The following is an 18,352-nucleotide window of genomic DNA, read 5'->3' as shown; positions in this document are numbered from 1 at the left end:
CAACGGAAATAAAATAGACAATTGTGATTTAGATATCTATAATGCAAGGATAATCGCTATTGACAACCTATCCCCAAGGCAATTATGAAGAAAACTTTTTTCACCTCCATCGCCGTTAGTGCCACCCTCGTCAGTGCCATTGTTTTAGGTACTCTTGATGCCGGCAGCGCCTCCGCTTGTGCTTTCGCTAAAGGTAAAAGCATTTTTGGCAGCAATACCACCTTCCATGTCAATCCTAACAAACTTATTTTAGGGGTTGCCGCTGCTACAGGAGCAATCACCGTAGCGGGTGTTTTAAGCTACCGTCGTTTTCACTCTGCGCAGCCTCCTGAAGATGCCACCGCTAATCTGCCGGCGGTATTTCCTATCCCCATTCCCCCCGCAGCTTTAAACGTGGCAGTGGTGACGGAAGAAGCGGCAGAAACCAGCAAAATCTCCTAAAAATCCGCTAGATTCCCTCAAAAAAGGTGTTGGCATCCCCGCAGATTTCCCGCTAGGCAACACCTTTTTCTGCCTAATTGTGTCCCAGTTATCAGAATTTTCAGCGATTTTTAAGTTATGTTAAAAGGTGCAACCCTACCACGAGAGGTAAAGATGGGCAACTCTAGCACATTTTCCGACACCCCACTTCACAAAGATCATCATACTTGGGAGCATTTAAAACAAGCCATCGCCGCTAGTTCCGGTTTTCGGCGTTGGCAGCAAGAACAACTAGAATCAGGTAAAAATAGAGACGATGCCGATGCTCGCATTTGTTCCTATCTACGGGAAACTTTAGAAACTTTAGCCTACTAGATTGATGCTCCCCAGCTATGACGGCATGGGGACTTTTTCTGTCCGTTTAAGCTAATTTGAAGAGCTTATTTTCTGCGCGCCTCGTAACCCAATAACCAGACAAAAGCGACAATTAAAGGCAGGAAATAATAAATAGCTCGATAGGCGATTAAAGAACCTAAAAGCTCGCCATTAGATACATATTCCGGTCGTAATCTCAGCATGATAAACTCAAAAACACCTATTCCCCCCGGCACATTGCTTAATACCCCTGCCGTCATGGCAAATACGTAGAGACCGAAAAATCCTAAAAACGAAGTATTATAGTTGTCCGGGAGAAGAAGATATAGAACTCTAGCGGCTAATATCCAATCAATAAAAGTCAACAAAATCAAAGCCAGGGAAAGATTCCAAGAGGGTAGATATATATTTTCTTTGCCGATTTTTATGGGTTTTTTATAGGTGAGAGCCAAGAAAAAATAGCCAGTAACCAGCAATAAAAAAATTATTCCTAAAGGTTTAGTAGTTAAGAAAGGTAATTTTAAAAGTTGAGGAATCCGTTGGGGATCGAGGAGAAAACTTACACCACCAATGCCTAACATTCCTAACCAAAAGCTTAAATGGGTAAAAGTGATAACTTTGGCAATATCCACCACCCCCACCCCCGCAGGAGTATAGAAACGATAACGGATCGCAGTTCCAGAAAATAAGGTTAAACCAATGGTATTACCAAGAGCATAACTGATAAAAGCAGTACGGATAATAGTGCCTAAAGCTAAGGGATGATTGATATAATAAAAACCTAGGCGATCATAACCCGTCATCGACAAATAACCCAAAGCCATCCAAAAAATAGCTTCTAGCTTACGACTTGTGGTAATATGATCCAAACTAGCCAAGAGTTGGGCAAAAGTGTAGTGTTTAAATTCTTGACTAATTGCCCAGACCGCTAGAATAAACAAACTCAAGGACAGGATAATCGGAGCAAAACGCAGAATTTTTTTATACATCTTAACTTTTTACGAATTACTTTTAACTAATTAAAATTCATGAGAAAATCAAAGCTAGATTTAGCCAAACGTCTAAATCGATCCCGAAAAAGGAAATATGATAAATTCCTGAATTCTTCCTTATATTTAACAATTACTCTGGTTTTATGTTACCTAGTTTATCTCAATCTTCCTTGGTCTTTCCATCTTTTTATGCGTTGGGCAACTAAAGGGGGTGATTTAAACAAAATTCCTGACAAATTTTATGCAGAACTTAATCAATTGTGTTTGAGGGCAGATAGTACGGGGGAAGTAAGAACGAGAAACTATACAGAATATACAGAAATCGCCGAATCTCTTGGCACCTTTAGATGTACCTTAGTTAATGGTGGTCAAGAGTGGTTAATAGAAGATTATAAATCTTTTAGTTCTGCCGATGAAGCGATTTTAGGCACTCAGTTAGCGGTTTTTATCACCGAGATTTTGGGAACAGATTATAGTTATAGAATTCGCGCTTATATTCCCAGATACTAAGGAGCAACTAACTCCTGAAAAAACCTGTAAACCTAGGGATGGGTTCTGCACCCATCCTTAGAAAAAATTAGTTTTCCGATAGGTTTTTTGGTCGGGAAGGCCGAGGGATAGGGGATTGTCCGGGGGTAAAAGGTCGCTTTTCTCCTTCCCCTTCCGGTCGAGAATATCTATCGCCCGAGGGATGACGATTTTTATCAAAAGGCTTTTTAAAACCCCCCTTACCCATCGGTTTTTTCTTGCTGGCAAAACCGAGGTCTAAACCTTCCAAAATAGTTAAGGCATCCCCTTTCATCTGTACTTGAAAATCCCAAAAACGACTGACTGGTTTACCTGGCAAAGTGCCGCGCAATTTTAGTTTAAAAAACTTGGGTTTCTCCGCTTCAGTTTTGGGCATTTGTCGGATTTTGACCACTACCGCTTGATTTTCCCGTTCAGTAAAGATGACTTCACCTCGAATCGAAAAATAACCCGGGGTAGAAGCGAGGAGTGGCTCTATCTCTGGATCATCCTCTTTTTTCAAGGTTTCTGGTTCCCAAACACCGACAATCTGAACATGAAGGGCATCATTTTCCTGACGGGTGCGCGGATAAACCACCCAAAGATGGGGTTTTTCCAGATCGAGATGATTTTTAACCAAACTGATCACCCGGCCGAGAATCACAGAATCGATCAGAGTACCATCGGCAGTTAAAATATTGCCTTTAGTTAATTGTTCCTCCGATCGCTGATAATGGCCATAGACGAGACCGATCGCCCGATACTGCCGCAGATGACTGGGAGGGGGGATCGGTTGTTGGCGTTTGACTTCTTCGGGGGTGGCTGACTCTACGGCTAAGTCAGCCTCAGTATGGGGGGACTCAAGAGGGACATCCTGAAGTGGAACTTCAGAAGTCGGGGGGGTTTTCGGTGATTCGGTAAACCGATTCCCAGGACGATTCATATCACACTCCTAGCGGCGGAGACACATAGTAAATTAGTAATCAAGCAAGTCAAAAGCGCGATCTAGAGGATTACAATAACCCTCTAGGGCGAATCTACTGGCATCTAATATATTAAGAACCATGATCTTCTGACTGTCAACCTTGTCAAAACCCTTTTGAGTCTTGACTGTCTGCCCATTGTACTCAATAAAGAGCGGCCAATTTGATTGATCCCCTCATCAAATCTCTAGATTTCCATAACATTTTCTTGTCTTTCCCCTCGCACCCCAGTCTATGAAAGCCTCTCTCTCTAACCGTCGTTGGCTGTCCATCGGTCTCATCCTGATGTTATTTGCTTTGCTGTCCTTCTCGACTATGCCGCTATTGACTTCTATTCTCAAAAGTCAGCACTCCTCGGGCCAGAGTCATCTGTCCGCAGTGAAACAAGAGGAATTAGCCAGTCAAGCACTGGGTTATCAGATGGTTTTAGAGCGCGAACCCGATAATCAGGCAGCTTTGCGGGGATTATTAGATACTCGCTTACAGCAGGGCGATTTAAAGCAAGCGATCGAACCTTTAGAAAAATTAGCGCAACTTAACCCCCAACAATCCGATTATCTACTACTTTTAGCGGAAGCAAAACGGCAAATAGAGGACTATGCAGGAGCCACAGCCAGTTATCGCAGCCTTTTGGCCTCCCAACCCCAAGATCTACAAGCCTTAACTGGATTAACTAATTTATTTCTCAGCCAAAACCGCCATACCGAGGCGATTAGTCTGGTCCAAGACACGATCGATCGCGCTTTAAAAGCCGCTGCCGATCCCAATAATCCAGCTAGTTTAATCGATATCGTTTCCGTTCAGTTACTTTTAGGCAAAATCTATTTCGAGCAGCAAAATTATCCAGAAGCTTTAAACGCCTATAAACAAGCTCAACAGATGGATGTTAACGATTTCCGACCGATTTTAGCGACTGCGATCGTACTAAAAGAACAGGGCAAAAATCAAGAGGCTCAACCCCTCTTTCAAGAGGCTCTCAGTCGCGCTCCTTTTGCCTACAAAGAGGAGATTCAGTCCCTAATCAGGAGTCAGGAGTCAGGAGATAGGAGTCAGGAGATAGGAGATAGGAGATAGGAGATAAGTAGGTAGGCGTTAAAAGTTGTCAGATGCCCCCCTTATTAAGGGGGGATTAAGGGGGGATCCCCCCGCCTATCGGCACCCCCCTTATCAAGGGGGGCAGGGGGGATCAAACCTAAAATCCATTTTTGATTTAATTATAACCAGCTACTTAGGAGATTATTTTATTTATTCTCCCCACACCCCACACCCCACACCCCACACCCCATAGTTTTGTAACGGCAATTTTTACTAAAAATCAATAAATGTAAACTTTAATCACAAGCTCGATCGAGTCCCGACAAGGGTGTTATATTAAAAACATAAAGGCACAAAGGAAGCGACTCAACTTCCTTTCAGGCAAAAAGACCTAGAGCCTGTGCCACCTGCTCTAGCTCAACGCAACAGCTAAATCGGACGCAGATTCTCAAAGTTTGTAAAGTAAAGTATGGTTTCGCCTCTGTTGCTCGATATAGGACAGATGGGGTGAGCCGTAATCATCACCTGAGTCGGTAAACTGAGAAATCTTGATAGTTGACAGATAGACTGTTGTGGGTTCCGTAAACCTCTATTATGTTGAGTCCGTTAATTTTTTAGGAGTCCATATCGTTTGTACAAGATGAAGCCCGCCTCCCTAGGCGGGCCTATTGTGTTTTTAGAAAACCGCCACGAGATATTCCTGTAATTGCAATTGATAACCTGCCTGTCGCTGACAGGGATAATCAAGGGAAAACTCAGGTAAAGCTAATAGAGAACTTTTTTGACAACTAACTAAAGCCACATCGAAACGACAGGTTAAATCGGACCATTGGGGATAAAAGGAGAGAAATATCTGGGCAGCTTCGTAAATTCTCCCCTGTTTACGGTCATCGATGGCTAATTTGCCCCCTAAATCCCAATTGCCGGCGCTGCGGGTTTTCACCTCGACAAAAGCGAGAATCGCCTGAGATTTAGACAAAACGATTAAATCGATTTCACCGCCGCCACTACGCCAACGACGCTGGAGGATATGCCATTCCTGTAATTGCAACCAATCCGCCACCAAATTTTCGCCTAATTCCCCCACAGTTGTCATATTCAGTTATCAGTTATCAGTTATCAGTTATCAGTTATCAGTTATCAGTTATCAGTTATAGTCATTTCAATTAAGATTGAGAATATCAATCCCAGAGTTCATAAGGGTTTTGTCGGTCTAGAGTGTATCAGACTTATCTGAAATGACTATATCAGTTATCAGGGAACAGGGAACAGGGAACAGGGAACAGGGAACAGGGAACAGGGAACAACGTTGATTTATTATCCTGTCTTCTGACTCCGAACTCCTGACTACTGGCTCCTGTCTCCTGTCTCCTGTCTCCGAACCAAGCAGGACAATTTTCTTTACCAGAGGTCTATTACAAAAGTCCTTCTAGACGACGACGGATGCTGTCCAACTCCGCATCGGGAATCTCGGAAAACTCTTCCTCGGCGGGGGGGACTTCCTCTTTTTGCCAATCCAACTCCGAGGCATTGCTTTCGGGGGGAATTACCAACATACCCGCTTCAATCATCTCCGCTTGATAGCCAGCATCGCGACAAAATTCTGCCACTTCCTCCGAATCAATTTTCTCTACCGTGGGAGTCGGGAAATCCTGGGCCTCTAACAGCAGCGCATAACGGGTGGCATCATCTTCCGATTCAAACATCAACACCTTATTGATAGCTCCCATTTGAATGGTGTGGATACCTTCGTTTTCTGTGCCTGCGTTAAAAAGTAGTACAAATACACGCATAATTACTATTAGCGATCGATAAGCAGTGGTCGTCTATGCTCATTTTACCCCCCTTCTCGATCGCTAATCCCCAGCAATTTTAGTTTCTCGTCAACCACTTTTGACCATTAAGCCGTTGCAGGGTGTAAAACAACAGTAAATCAAGACTAACTTTCCTTTCATCGATCATAAATGATTCAAGTGTACTAGGTTGAGCGCCGCCCTCAGCCTGAGAAAAAGCTTTTTTACCGTTGATGTTTTCTTCCAAAAAATAAATGCTAAATTGACGCATTCCTCCGAGCCAATTGCCGCTTAACTGCCAACAGGGAGAACTAGAAAAGCCCTGCACGGCAATTTTATCCTGTTTAAAGGACAGTTTCATGTCAGTTATACCCAGCTTTTGCAAGGCTGCCGCCAGTGCGGGTTGAAAATGCTGCTCGATAAATTCAGCAAAGGGTTTTTCCTCGACGGTAGGCTCCTTGGGTTTCTTAACAGCCGCAGGTTGAGCCGGTTTTTCTGCTTCTGCTGCCGGAGTTGCGGGGGTGGTGGTTTCTTCTGCCATAGGAATTAATCTGGAATGGGTAGGTAGCTACAATTATATTTTCTCCCGGGTTATCAGTTATCAGTTTTTTTAGCTATCAGCTTTTATTTACCCCATTGATTAGCCATTTTTCCAGTAAGAGCATTTTTCATAAAGATGAGGTATAACCAGACAGGGTAATGAAAACCTCTATATCTAAGTAGGTAGGCGTTAAAAATTATCAGACACCCCCCTTATCAAGTAGGGTTGATTTATTGTAGGGTTGATTCATGAATCAACCCTACCCGTTGGGGGTTTATGGGGTTTTAGTTCAATTTCCCCACTTCATCATTCATAATTCCCCTACAGGGTTTGGTAAGCTTTGAGGGTGGCAGTTTTGACGCTTTCGGGGACGAGGGGAAAGGTACTTAATATATGTTGAAATTCTGTTGGGGTTAATTCATACAAGTGGGCGACTATTGCATCTAATTTCGCTCTAATTGCCATTCTTTCTCCTTCTTCTGTGACTCCATTTTTATGGGAACCTATCCCCACTTCTTTCGCTAATTGCTCAAATTCTTCTGTGGTACAAATCAATTTTGCTGCATTTTCTACTATTTCCTGAAAGTATTTATCTCCCTCTTTTAGTCGGGGGATAGGTAGTTGATATATGTAGAAAAAATTTATATTAGCAGATACCCGATGACGAAGGGAATAATCTAGCACAAAACTATTCCAGATAGCAACCAAGAATAAACATTCTTTATTGTTGGTTGCACGATTAACTTCTTCTTGAAAATGTACAATAGATTGAAAGTTTTCTCCATGAAAAGCAGGAGGTATAATGGTAGCTATTAAAGTTCTAGCATTAGTGCTACTGGCAATTTTACGAAATCCAGTTCGATAGGTTTGATAGTCTAGTATCTGCTGATTATCTGGCAATTTTCCTAATATTGCTTTTCTTCCTTCTGATTCATTTATCCAATAGCGCGGTTGAGATAAACCATGGCTGAACTGTTCAATCATTTTTCCTTCGTAGAGAGGTAGTCTTCCCTGTGCGGGTTCAGTTTTAAATAAATAACTATCATTAGTCATGTGAAATTCTGATGTTAACTTGAGATTCCATGTATCGGGAAGGGTTTCTCCTAGCAGGGGAAAACGAGACATTTTTTCTGCGATATGAATATCTATATCTTGTTTAAATTCCATTACCGAGAGGGAATCGGGGGATAGTTTGCGGATTAAATCGACGCTAATTACTAAACTATCTTTATGGGGAAAACGTTGTAATTCCTCAACATCGTGACGCATAAACTCTACAGGAAAGGAAAGAGTTTGTTTATTTTTCTCAAAAGTTAAGATAGCAATCTTAAAACTTCTATGGACATTTTCAAAAATTTCTTTACGATTTTCAAAACAAAATAATCCTGTCACATTTGTCTGAGAAAATAACATTTCTCGCAGTTGCTTGGTTCCCAAATCGGTATAAATTCCACTGGGAACAACTATTCCACATTCTCCCTGGGGATGGAGGAGATTAAAACATTGTTCAACAAAAAGCTTATAGAGATTAATATCCGTCCCTTGCTTTTTACCATTGACAATAGAGATTTGATTTTTATATTGTTCCGAGGAACGAAAATAGAGACTAACGTGGGGGTATTGACTTTGATATTCTAACCATGCTTGAGCGATTTCGGGATTAGTTAACAGTTTTTTCTGTTCCTTTTCAAACGTCTTGATGTCCATTTTATTTTTAGTCACCAAGTCGCTATGCTGAGAAAAAAATTCTTTCGCTTGGGGTTTAAAGACTTCCCAGGGGGGATTGGTGATAATCACATCAAAACCACCTTTTTCTGTAATCAGTTTATCGAAGTGATAACCCCAGTGGAAGGGTTTCAGGGACTGCATATCAGAAAGAGTTAATAAACGTTTCTTTGCTTTTCCCGTTAATTGTGCGGATTCGTACTTAATTGACAACTTACCGCTAAACTCATCTAAGAGAATTTGGTTTAATTTCTGCACCGATTCGCGGTTGACATCCTCGATGTGATTGCGTAACATCTGGAGACGGTTTTCTTGGGGGGTTCCCTCTACTTCTCCCAACCGAAAAGCGTGTTCTTTGTATAATTCAATACTGCGGTTTTTTTCCGCGAGAATTGTCTGATAATTTTGCGCGGTGAGGGTTTGCATGAGATTAAAACTTTTTCCGTCCACGCGAATTAAACCGATGAGGGAATTTCCCGACATGATATTAAAATCAATATTCGGTAAGGGTTCCAATTCTGTCACCGATTGTGCGGCAGCAACTAAAGCGAGAAATAAACGCAGTTTCGCGATTTCCGTCGCTTCCTCCATGATATCGACACCGTAGAGGTTATCGGAAATAATTCTTTTTTTGATGTAATATCCGAGGGAGGGATGGGATTTTCTTACCTCTGTTAACCACTGTTTTAATTTACTGTCTCCCCGTAGTTCAATTGTCCCAATCACCGCGCTATAAATTCCGATTAATGTCTTCATCGCAGCCACTAAAAAAGCACCGGAACCACAGGCAGGGTCTAAAATAGAAAGCTGGGGAAGAATATCTTCAATCAGAAGCTGACAGAGGGGAGAATCGAGATTAATTAGTAGTTCAGAAATACTGGCAAATTGTTTGCGGGGATAATGTTGATTGCTTCTCTCGACAATCCATTTATTAATCGTCCTATCACAGAGATATTCGGTAATCTCCGGACGGGTATAGTAAGCACCGAAAGCTTTTTGGTTGATATACTTTTCAAAGATATATCCCAAAACATCGGGGTTAATTTCGTCATCGCTTCCCCCCGGAGTGTCGTCAAGGTTCCAAGAGTAACGGGAGAATAAATCGAGGATATTCTCAAATGCTTGGTCATCAATACAAATGTTTTGATAAAGATTTTCGAGGGGATGTTGGAGAAATAATCCTCCGTTAAGATATTTGACTTTTCCCACCAATGCAGTTACTGTCTCATCTCGTTGGGATTCCGGTTGAGCGAATGCTTGAAAAAAGAGGGTTTGCAGAAACTGACGATAAAATAAATTTTTCCCGCGTCGTTGACTTGCTTGTAATTGGTTTTGCAGATAGTTGAAGTCGTTATCGATAAATCCCTTGCGCTGCAGGAAATAGACGAACATTAAACGATTGAGAATAACCGAAGTGTACCATTTTCGATCGCTTTCTCGATCGATTCCTTGGATAAAGGGGAGGAACTGTAAATGCTCTCGCTGAAATTCCTGATAAAATTTCTTGGTAATCTTTTCGATATCGAAACCTTTTTGTAAGCGATGGGCCACCTCCACCACGGAGGGTTCCCCATCTTCAAAATCGGTGATATCGAGGACTAATTCCGCTAGTTTACCGAGAAATAAATCTCCCGGTTGTCCTTTTATATAAAGATGGTCACGGATATAACTTTTACTTCCCTCTCTTTTTACCCAGTACCATAAACTGCGTGTCCGTCCCCCATCGACGAAAATTAGCAGATTTTCGGCAATTCTTTCGATAACTTGCTGGTGAATGTCCCGACGAAGTTTCGCATCGGGTATATCGGTAGTTGTCACCTCTAATACTGCTACTCCGGACACCTCCGCAATCCGTTGACAGGGATATTCTTGATTGTCAACGGTGATACTAACAGTTTTTTTTGCGCGAGGATGAGACCATCCCAATTCCTCGATAAACAGTTCCCCAAATTGGAAGTTAGATAATAAGTCACGAGTCCGGGAGAAGTTGAGGGGCATAATGGATAAATATCGATAAATTATGAACCAATCCAATTCGCTTCGCTGAGATTGGAGATACATTTAATATAGCAAAAGGTTTGATCCCCCTAAATCCCCCTTGATAAGGGGGACTTGAATTGGTTTGATCCCCCTAAATCCCCCTTGATAAGGGGGACTTGAATTGGTTAGATCCCCCTAAATCCCCCTTGATAAGGGGGACTTGAATTGGTTTAGATCCCCCTAAATCCCCCTTGATAAGGGGGACTTAAGAAGGTTGAAATAGACCCAAGGAACAAATAATCTGAGGTTCTTGGGTGGATTCTTGTGGGTGAACAATACAGAGACGGTCATCTTTATATAAAGATACCAGTAAGTCTGCCAATTGTCGGTCACTGATGCCAGTTCTTAAACCACGATTTAAGCAATCGAGAGCCGACTGTCTAAGGGGATAATGATACAATTGGTCGAGAGCCTTGCATAAATCCTCATGAGCAAATAGATCATCCTTACTATCTTGAGAATACCTTTTTAAGCGCTCGTAGGTCTTAAATTTTGCTCCCGTCAATCGTCCCAATTTAGATCCGGAGTTGTTTTCCTCCTCCGCAATTAATTCTGTACCTTTTTGTACTAACTGATGGTGTTGGGGATGGGGGGGAATGGCCGGAGTTTGGGGATGACAGGCAGCGGACCGTAAAATAGTTAATTGGGATTGAGTCACACTATTTCCCTGCTTATCAATCCATGCTAAAGCATCATTCCCCCCGGCAGTTTTTAGATAAACCATGACTCCCTCCGGATGGGTTGCTGTCCCACTATGGCAACGGGTAGAATAAACCACCGGCGGCAGAGTCTCTATGGTATGTTTTAAACTAGGGTCAACTTCGATCGCATTTTTCCAAATTTGATACGCTTCCGAGGTTAAATCCACTTCTTGATCCTCCTCCTCATCGATAACCTCAGATTTTTCATGATACAGATCTAATAAAGTCTGGTTATCCATCTCCTCCTCAAAAAATACCTCATCAGTCCCCACCACGTCCGCATTCTCTCGCAGTCTTTGAGATAGTCTCGTCCGCAGTTTAATAATTCTCTCCACTCCCTCCGCAGGTAAAAAGGAATAACAGAGAATCTGACTTGCTTTTTGACCGATTCTATCTACCCTTCCAGCCCGTTGAATCAGGCGAATAATTGCCCAGGGTAGGTCATAATTAACGATAATGGCACAATCCTGTAAATTTAACCCTTCACTCAAGATATCCGTCGCAACCAAGACTCGTATTTCTTCCCCCACTTGCTGAGAATTACTGCGGGGACTAAAACGATGGACCATTTCCGCAGGATTAGCAGAGTTTCCCGTCACTCCCGCAATCTTATCCACTCCCCGATTTTGCAACTGAGTGACTAAATAACTGACTGTATCGGCAAATTGGCTAAAAATTAACACCTTTTCCCTGGGATGATTCTCCTCTAACAGCTGCCATAACTTCTCTAGCTTTTCGTCGGTCTCCGGCTGCCAGGTCCCACAGGTTTGCAATAATGCTATTAAAGCCAAGGCATCAGATTTTAGGTCTTTTTTCAATGCGGGTTTAAACACCTCGGGGTTAATCCACTGAAAGCGCTTGCGATAATCACCGCTATACTTTTGATACACTTGTTCGGCTCTTTTTTGATACTCTTTTTCTAACCCGGTTATCCCCCCAGTCTCCTCGGTTTCTATGCTTTCATCTTCTCCCTGAGTGACTAAATCCTCATCCAGATAACGAGTGTCTAACAAAGCTGGATCCTGACTCCCGATGGGAAGGGGTAAATTCTTGGCCATGGCATGAAGGAAAATATAGTTACGGAGAATATGACGGTCAAGGGATTGCAGGAAAGCATACCCCCCACTCTCCAAACGTTTAAATAAATTCGTCCGACAAAAACCCATTAATCTTTTACCCGCACGGGATAGACTTTTTAAGATGGTTTCTTCCTCTCCTGTCCCTTGGCATCCTTTAATTAGATAATTTCCCAATCCGTAACGGGGTAACTTCAATCCGTTGAGAGTTATCACCACTGCTTCCGAATATAAACGCGCATAAACCGAGTCTTGTAGGTCAAACTTAATTGTCTTTAGTTGTCGTTGGGGAAGATAAACCCTCGACCCATCAGCAAATTTTAGATACCGACGACCCTGTTCGTCTTCTGTAGCATAATTATTTTTGATAAAACCGCGAGTCCGTCTAATCATATAGAGACGCATTAAGTCTCTCCAGTCGTCGGGAGAGTCACTTTTTTCAAAGGCTGCTAGGGACCTAACCGCAGATTGGTATCTGCGGTTAAATTCGATTTCTCCTCCCAGAGATTCTAGTAGTCTTTCGGGACGAATTCCGAGATTAGTATCCTCTTGAATGAATAAACGCAGTTGATTGGACAGGTCAAGATAGTTTTTATTGTAGGGAGTCGCAGTCAAGAGAATACAGCGACTTTCGTTGGTGTTAATGTACTCCTGTATCACCCGATAACGTTTACCCTCTCGATTACGCAGGTTATGACTTTCATCGATAATTACTACCCGATAGCGCCGCAGATTGGGTAATTCCTGCATAACCTGACTTAAGGGGATAATTTTCGCTCTTAATTTGTATTTATAGCTGTAATCCTCCCACATAGTCAGGAGATTTTTCGGACAAATAATTAAGATTTCTAAATCGTAGTCTTCCTGCAAAATATATGCTAGAATGGAAGCGATGCGCGTTTTTCCTAACCCCACCACGTCGCCAATTAGTACCCCACCGCGTCTTTGCACATAACGAGCGGCAATTTTAATGGCCGATTTCTGAAAATCCAGTAAGTCTTGGTCAAACTGTCGGGGAATTTTGTATTCCGCTAAACCGGCTCTCGCTTCAAAGGAAAGATGGTAGGCTATTTTTAAATAGATATGATAGGGGGGAATAAGACTTTCCCTGGCCCAACTTTCGTTAATCACCTTGACAATATCCTCGGATATATCCCAACACCAAGCATCGAACCAACGATCATTAAACCACTTTTGTAATTTGGCACAAGCATCGTGGTCAAGGACATCAATATTTAATTCTCCCTGCTGTTGTAATCCCGCAAAAGTTAGATTACTACTACCCAAAAATCCCACCGTTGGATTATTGACATCCTGTCGATGAATAAGGTATAATTTAGCATGGAGATTATAGCCCAAAAATAAGCGAATTACTAGCTTCCCCGATTGAATTTGTTTGGCCAAACGTTGCAAAGCTGCCTGATCTCGATTGCTAGGATTCCCCCAAGTTAATTGTTGGCAAAAATCCTGAACAATTTGTTTTCTTAAACGAGCGCAAGTAGCCTTATCTATATCATTTGAGCGCTTCAATAAAGACAGGGATTGCTGTAGTAATTCCTGGGGTGCTTGCTGCATACCAATCAGCAGACGACAACAGGACAAATCACCACCGAGAAAGTGATCAATATAGGTATCAATGGACTGCCAACCGCGCAAATTAAAATAACCCACGCAAAAATCAGCGCGTTGGGCCACTAATAAACTTTCGCGTAAAATTGGCAATAAATGGGACTCAATATTATCAATAATACGCGGCATATTTTTATAAAAAGATTAAGTTAATATAAGGCTTTTCTAACTGATAACTGATAACTGATAACTGATAACTGAATTTACTTACTTAATCCAAACAGTTTTAACGTTGACAAATTCGCGAATACCTTCCACACTTAATTCGCGACCAAAACCGGAACGTTTAATCCCCCCAAAGGGTAAACGAGGATCGGATTTAACCATACCGTTAATAAACACACAACCGGCCTCAATTTCGGTAATTAAACGCTCAATTTCTGCGGGGTTATTTGTCCAGGCACTAGAACCTAAACCAAAGGGACTATCATTAGCTAAAGTGATCGCTTCCTCGATATTTTTGACTCGAAATAGTAAAGCCACCGGTCCAAAAAATTCCTCTTTTTCCCCCGGAGAACCAGCAGGAATATCGGTTAAAATCGTCGGTAGATAGAAGTTCCCTTTTCCCTCTAAACGTTGACCCCCCACAAGAACTTTACCACCCATAGCGACGGTTTTTTCCACTTGGGCGGCAATTTCCGAGACGATCGATACCGTGGCCAAAGGACCGATATCAACAGTTTCATCGAGGGGATCACCCACTTTTAAAGCTTGAAATTTAGCCACTAATAACTGTTCAAATTGATCGGCGACAGTTTCCATGACAATAAACCGTTTAGCGGCGATACAAGTCTGACCATTATTTAACAATCTTGCCGTCACTGCCGTAGCCGCTGCCGCCTCGATATCGGCACTATCTAAAACGATAAAAGGATCACTACCTCCCAACTCCAAAACCACTTTTTTGATCTGTTTTCCTGCGGCGGCTGCTAAACTCATCCCCGCCGGTTCACTACCGGTTAAAGTGGCGGCTTTTACCCGTTCATCGTTAATTAAATCACTAACGCGATCGGCCCCGATCAAAAGAGTTTGAAAAGTGCCATCAGGAAAACCAGCTTCTAATAAAATTTTTTCCACCGCTAAAGCTGATTGGGGAACATTAGAAGCGTGTTTGAGTAGGCCGACATTTCCCGCCATTAAAGCGGGAGCAGCAAAGCGAAATACTTGCCATAAAGGGAAATTCCAGGGCATAACCGCTAAAATTACCCCTAAAGGTTGATAACGGACAAAACTGCGACTAGCATCGGTGGTAATCGGCACATCTTCCAGATAACCGGCGGCATTATCGGCATAAAAACGACAAACCAAGGCACATTTGAGGACTTCTGCGATCGCTGATTTGATTGGTTTTCCCATTTCTAAAGTCATGGTTTTAGCCAATACCACTTGATCCCGTTCCAAAATATCCGCCGCTTGCCGTAACCACTGTCCCCGTTGACTGATGGCGGTGCGGCGATACTGCTGAAAAGTTGCCTCAGCTAGGGCCAATTTCGCCGCCAATTCCTCCGAGGTTAGAGGGGTAAAAGTCTTGAGAATTTCTCCTGTGGCAGGGTTAACTGAAGCGATACCCATATCCCAATTGTCTCCTATCGAGGGCTATATCTCTAGTTTAGTTCTCCGGTTGTCCCGCTGCTCACACCAATTTGGCGATCGGGATTAGGAGACAGTAATCATACTAAATCTGGTTATTAAAAACTGATTATTTATTCCCCCTTTTGCATTAGTGCCTCTCCTCATAAGCAGCCTATACTCAGCGGATTTAGCATCACATCTGATCACTGATCACTGAACGAGTACGGAGGGAGTCGAACCCCCGACACCCAGGACCGGAACCTGGTGCTCTATCCTCTGAGCTACGTACCCACGATAAAATACTATTACATTATACCACTAGCCGGCGCAGTAGAGCAGAAATTTCCCATGACTAGCGATCGCTCTTTAAAACTACTTATCAGTAACGATGACGGCATTTCTGCGCTAGGAGTCCGCACCCTTGCCAACACCCTCGCTACTGCGGGTTATCAAGTCACCGTAGTTTGTCCCGACGGCGAGCGCTCTGCTACTGGTCATGGCTTAACCTTACACCATCCCATCCGGGCCGAACAGGTGGAGGGAATTTTTCATCCCGATGTGATTGCCTGGTCCTGCTCGGGAACTCCCGCCGATTCGGTAAAATTTGCCCTTAGTGCCGTCCTCAAAGAGCCTCCCGATTTAGTTTTAGCTGGCATTAACCACGGGTCTAATCTCGGTACTGATATCCTCTATTCTGGCACGGTTTCCGCAGCCATGGAGGGATTAATCGAAGGTATTCCCAGTATTGCTGTTAGTCTGGCTAGTTTTAAAGCTTGTGATTTCCAACCGGCTGCCGATTTTGCCCTCACCTTAGTCAGGAAAGTTACCCTTAACCCTTTTCCTGTTCCCACTTTACTCAATGTCAACGTCCCTCCGGTTAGTAGTGCCGAAATCAAGGGAGTGAAAATCACTAGGCAGGGATTGCGACGCTACGAGGAAACCTTCGAGAAAAGACTGGACCCCAGGGGTAAAAGTTATTACTGGTTAATTGGGGAAGTGGTGGAGGATATCGAACAACCGGACTACAGCCATTTACCCCCGCAAGTGCCTACGGATGTGCGCGCTATTGGCGAGAATTTTATCACCATCACGCCCCTACAATACAATTTAACTGATGTACAGGGTTTTCAACATTTGCACCGGAATTCTTGGCTTGATTGAGGAGCATCTCATGATATTCTGATTCAATCATTAGCGTTTGAGAGCCTATGTCCCCTCAATTTAATTTTCAAGAAAACGAACTCGAAGAAGCGGATGTCATAACCCTTTGGGATGAGCAAGGTCGATCGCTAGACTGTTATATTGAGAATGCCTATGAAACCGATGACCTTACCTATATGCTTCTTGTCCCCGTGGATACCCCGGTGATGATTCTAGCTTGGGATGAGGAATCGGAGGAAGAAGAATCTGATGCCTTCTTAATCGAAGATAGCGAGGAAATTGAGCGGATTTTCGCCGATGCTAAGGCAGTTTTAGCAGAATTAGACCTATTGCTCAAACCCACTGCCCACACCTTGACTGTTAGTGGTGAATTACCGCCCCTAGAAGAAGATAATGTTCTCAGTTTGGAAATCGATAGCGATGAACCCTCCTCGTCATCAGAGCCGGAAGAATTGCAATTTCTCGCCAGTTTCTTTTCCGAAGACCAAAAATACTCGATTTACAGTCCCCTTGCTCCTTTGTTATTCTTAGGCGTCGGTGATGGGGAAGGGAAAGTTGAATTAGTTTCCCCCGATGATGACGGTATGGGACCGATTCTAGAGGAACTTTTGTTTGATGAACTCGATTAATCACATGATTTTACCAAATCCGCCGAGCAAAATTATCGATAAATCTAGTCACAGTATATCTTTCGCGATTTCATCATCATTGCGATTAACACGGATTTGGTATTTTTTCTTTAAATTACGGCGTTTATCATAAATATGAAGTATAACCTAACTTGGTATTAACGACTGGCTCCTGTCTTCCCAAAATAAAAACCTCATACCTCACTATTAAGATAAATGCTATATCACCACAACTAGGGGAGAGCTTTAAAGATTAGCTATTTTTCTGGTGATAGTGAGGATGAAAGGTTTCCAAGCAAGACTGATTAAATAACCCAATCCTGCCACTAAAATAATTGTCGCCCCCGAGGTGAGATTTAAACTATAGGATAACCATAAACCAACTAAAGTAAAGACAACTCCTAAAATAATCGCTAGGATCATCATTCCCTTCATATTTTTAACAAATTGTCCACTGATAGCGGCGGGAATGGTTAACAAAGCAATTACCATAATTAATCCCACCACCTGCATTACTGCCACAATAGTTAAAGCGGTTATTCCCATTAAACCCAAATAAATTATCTCCACCGGAATATTACGAATAATCGCGAAGGTTTCATCAAAAGATATGGCTAACAACTCCTTATAAAAGATACTAACTAAGGCTATAATTAATATATCTATGGCCGCCATTATCCATAAATCATCCCTCGGTACAGTTAAAATACTACCAAAAAGATAACTCATTAAATCAGCTTTATACCCGGGGGTTAAATCAATAAAAATTACCCCAATCGCCATACCAATCGCCCACATAACCCCGATTAAAGTATCGGCTCTCTCCCGGATGCGACGCTGTAAAAATCCCATGCCTAAAGCCGAAAAAAAGGTAAAAAATATCGCTCCCACGAGGGGATTAATCCCAAAAAAATAACCGATTCCTATCCCTCCATAGGCAGCGTGAGCGATTCCCCCACTGATAAAAACCACGCGATTAACTACTACCAAAGTACCCACAATCCCACAGGCAATACTAACTAATATTCCTGCGGCAATCGCATGGCGCATAAAATCAAATTGTAAAGCCTCTAGCATGGGGTGTGGGGTATGGGGTATGGGGTGTGGGGTGTGGGGTGTGGGGTGTGGGGTGTGGGGTGTGGGGTGTGGGGTGTGGGGTGTGGGGTGTGGGGT

Annotated in this window: 15 protein-coding genes and 1 tRNA gene; 6 read left to right on the top strand and 10 right to left on the bottom strand. The window is 42.8% G+C overall.

From position 1 onward, the window contains the following. Window positions 1–84 precede the first annotated feature (84 nt). The gene (locus IM485_RS21465; protein ID WP_104395282.1) at window positions 85–441 is read left to right on the top strand and encodes a hypothetical protein; all 357 of its coding nucleotides are present in this window, start codon (window positions 85–87) and stop codon (window positions 439–441) included. 117 nt (window positions 442–558) lie between these two features. After that, on the top strand, window positions 559–795 hold the full coding sequence (locus IM485_RS21460; protein WP_012265643.1) for a hypothetical protein: 237 nt from the start codon (window positions 559–561) through the stop codon (window positions 793–795). Between the two features lie 65 nt (window positions 796–860). Here the strand turns inward: IM485_RS21460 and IM485_RS21455 are convergent, their stop codons facing one another. Next, complete coding sequence (locus IM485_RS21455) at window positions 861–1,784, bottom strand: lysylphosphatidylglycerol synthase domain-containing protein (RefSeq protein WP_104395283.1); 924 nt, start codon at window positions 1,782–1,784, stop codon at window positions 861–863. 39 nt (window positions 1,785–1,823) lie between these two features. Here IM485_RS21455 and IM485_RS21450 point away from each other — a divergent pair, with 39 nt between their 5' ends. After that, entirely contained in the window at window positions 1,824–2,297 is a 474-nt protein-coding gene (locus IM485_RS21450; RefSeq protein ID WP_287745459.1) for a hypothetical protein, read from the top strand. 67 nt (window positions 2,298–2,364) lie between these two features. On the opposite strand, the gene patR is transcribed toward IM485_RS21450, so the two are convergent. Beyond that, window positions 2,365–3,237, bottom strand: a complete 873-nt coding sequence (patR, locus tag IM485_RS21445; protein ID WP_104395286.1) for a heterocyst master regulator PatR — start codon at window positions 3,235–3,237, stop codon at window positions 2,365–2,367. Window positions 3,238–3,511: 274 nt separating this feature from the next. Here patR and IM485_RS21440 point away from each other — a divergent pair, with 274 nt between their 5' ends. Beyond that, complete coding sequence (locus IM485_RS21440; RefSeq protein WP_104395287.1) at window positions 3,512–4,351, top strand: tetratricopeptide repeat protein; 840 nt, start codon at window positions 3,512–3,514, stop codon at window positions 4,349–4,351. Between the two features lie 637 nt (window positions 4,352–4,988). On the opposite strand, the gene IM485_RS21435 is transcribed toward IM485_RS21440, so the two are convergent. The 7 genes from IM485_RS21435 to IM485_RS21405 all read right to left on the bottom strand — a co-directional run bounded on the left by IM485_RS21435 (window position 4,989) and on the right by IM485_RS21405 (window position 15,680). Further along, a complete protein-coding gene (locus IM485_RS21435) occupies window positions 4,989–5,408 on the bottom strand; it encodes a YraN family protein (RefSeq protein WP_271956354.1) in 420 nt (139 codons plus the stop codon). 319 nt (window positions 5,409–5,727) lie between these two features. Continuing rightward, window positions 5,728–6,105: a DUF3110 domain-containing protein gene (locus IM485_RS21430; RefSeq protein ID WP_104395290.1), complete on the bottom strand. Its 378-nt coding sequence runs from the start codon at window positions 6,103–6,105 to the stop codon at window positions 5,728–5,730. 79 nt (window positions 6,106–6,184) lie between these two features. After that, window positions 6,185–6,646: a DUF2996 domain-containing protein gene (locus tag IM485_RS21425; RefSeq protein ID WP_104395291.1), complete on the bottom strand. Its 462-nt coding sequence runs from the start codon at window positions 6,644–6,646 to the stop codon at window positions 6,185–6,187. Window positions 6,647–6,967: 321 nt separating this feature from the next. After that, window positions 6,968–10,369: an Eco57I restriction-modification methylase domain-containing protein gene (locus tag IM485_RS21420; protein ID WP_287745470.1), complete on the bottom strand. Its 3,402-nt coding sequence runs from the start codon at window positions 10,367–10,369 to the stop codon at window positions 6,968–6,970. Between the two features lie 247 nt (window positions 10,370–10,616). After that, window positions 10,617–13,946 (bottom strand): helicase-related protein, encoded by a 3,330-nt coding sequence (locus IM485_RS21415; RefSeq protein ID WP_287745455.1) that lies wholly within the window; start codon window positions 13,944–13,946, stop codon window positions 10,617–10,619. 78 nt (window positions 13,947–14,024) lie between these two features. After that, window positions 14,025–15,389 (bottom strand): NAD-dependent succinate-semialdehyde dehydrogenase, encoded by a 1,365-nt coding sequence (locus IM485_RS21410; protein WP_287745453.1) that lies wholly within the window; start codon window positions 15,387–15,389, stop codon window positions 14,025–14,027. Window positions 15,390–15,607: 218 nt separating this feature from the next. Beyond that, window positions 15,608–15,680: transfer RNA gene (locus tag IM485_RS21405), tRNA-Arg, on the bottom strand. A 57-nt stretch (window positions 15,681–15,737) separates the two neighbouring features. Between IM485_RS21405 and surE the strand changes: the two genes are divergently transcribed. Next, window positions 15,738–16,550 carry a 5'/3'-nucleotidase SurE gene (gene surE / locus IM485_RS21400; protein ID WP_287745451.1) on the top strand — a complete coding sequence of 271 codons (813 nt, stop codon included), beginning with the start codon at window positions 15,738–15,740 and terminating at the stop codon, window positions 16,548–16,550. A gap of 47 nt (window positions 16,551–16,597) precedes the next feature. Then, complete coding sequence (locus IM485_RS21395; protein WP_272015580.1) at window positions 16,598–17,179, top strand: DUF3727 domain-containing protein; 582 nt, start codon at window positions 16,598–16,600, stop codon at window positions 17,177–17,179. A 246-nt stretch (window positions 17,180–17,425) separates the two neighbouring features. Here IM485_RS21395 and IM485_RS21390 read toward each other — a convergent pair whose 3' ends face one another. Beyond that, window positions 17,426–18,256, bottom strand: coding sequence for a metal ABC transporter permease (locus IM485_RS21390; protein WP_194014500.1), 831 nt, complete (start codon window positions 18,254–18,256; stop codon window positions 17,426–17,428). Window positions 18,257–18,352 lie beyond the last annotated feature (96 nt).

The sequence above is a fragment of the Microcystis sp. M169S2 genome, assembly GCF_020245865.1.
GTDB classification, from domain to species: Bacteria; Cyanobacteriota; Cyanobacteriia; order Cyanobacteriales; family Microcystaceae; genus Microcystis; species Microcystis ichthyoblabe_A.
The sequence above is the reverse complement of the archived record's forward strand: the minus strand, read 5'-3'. Positions and strand labels throughout refer to the sequence as shown.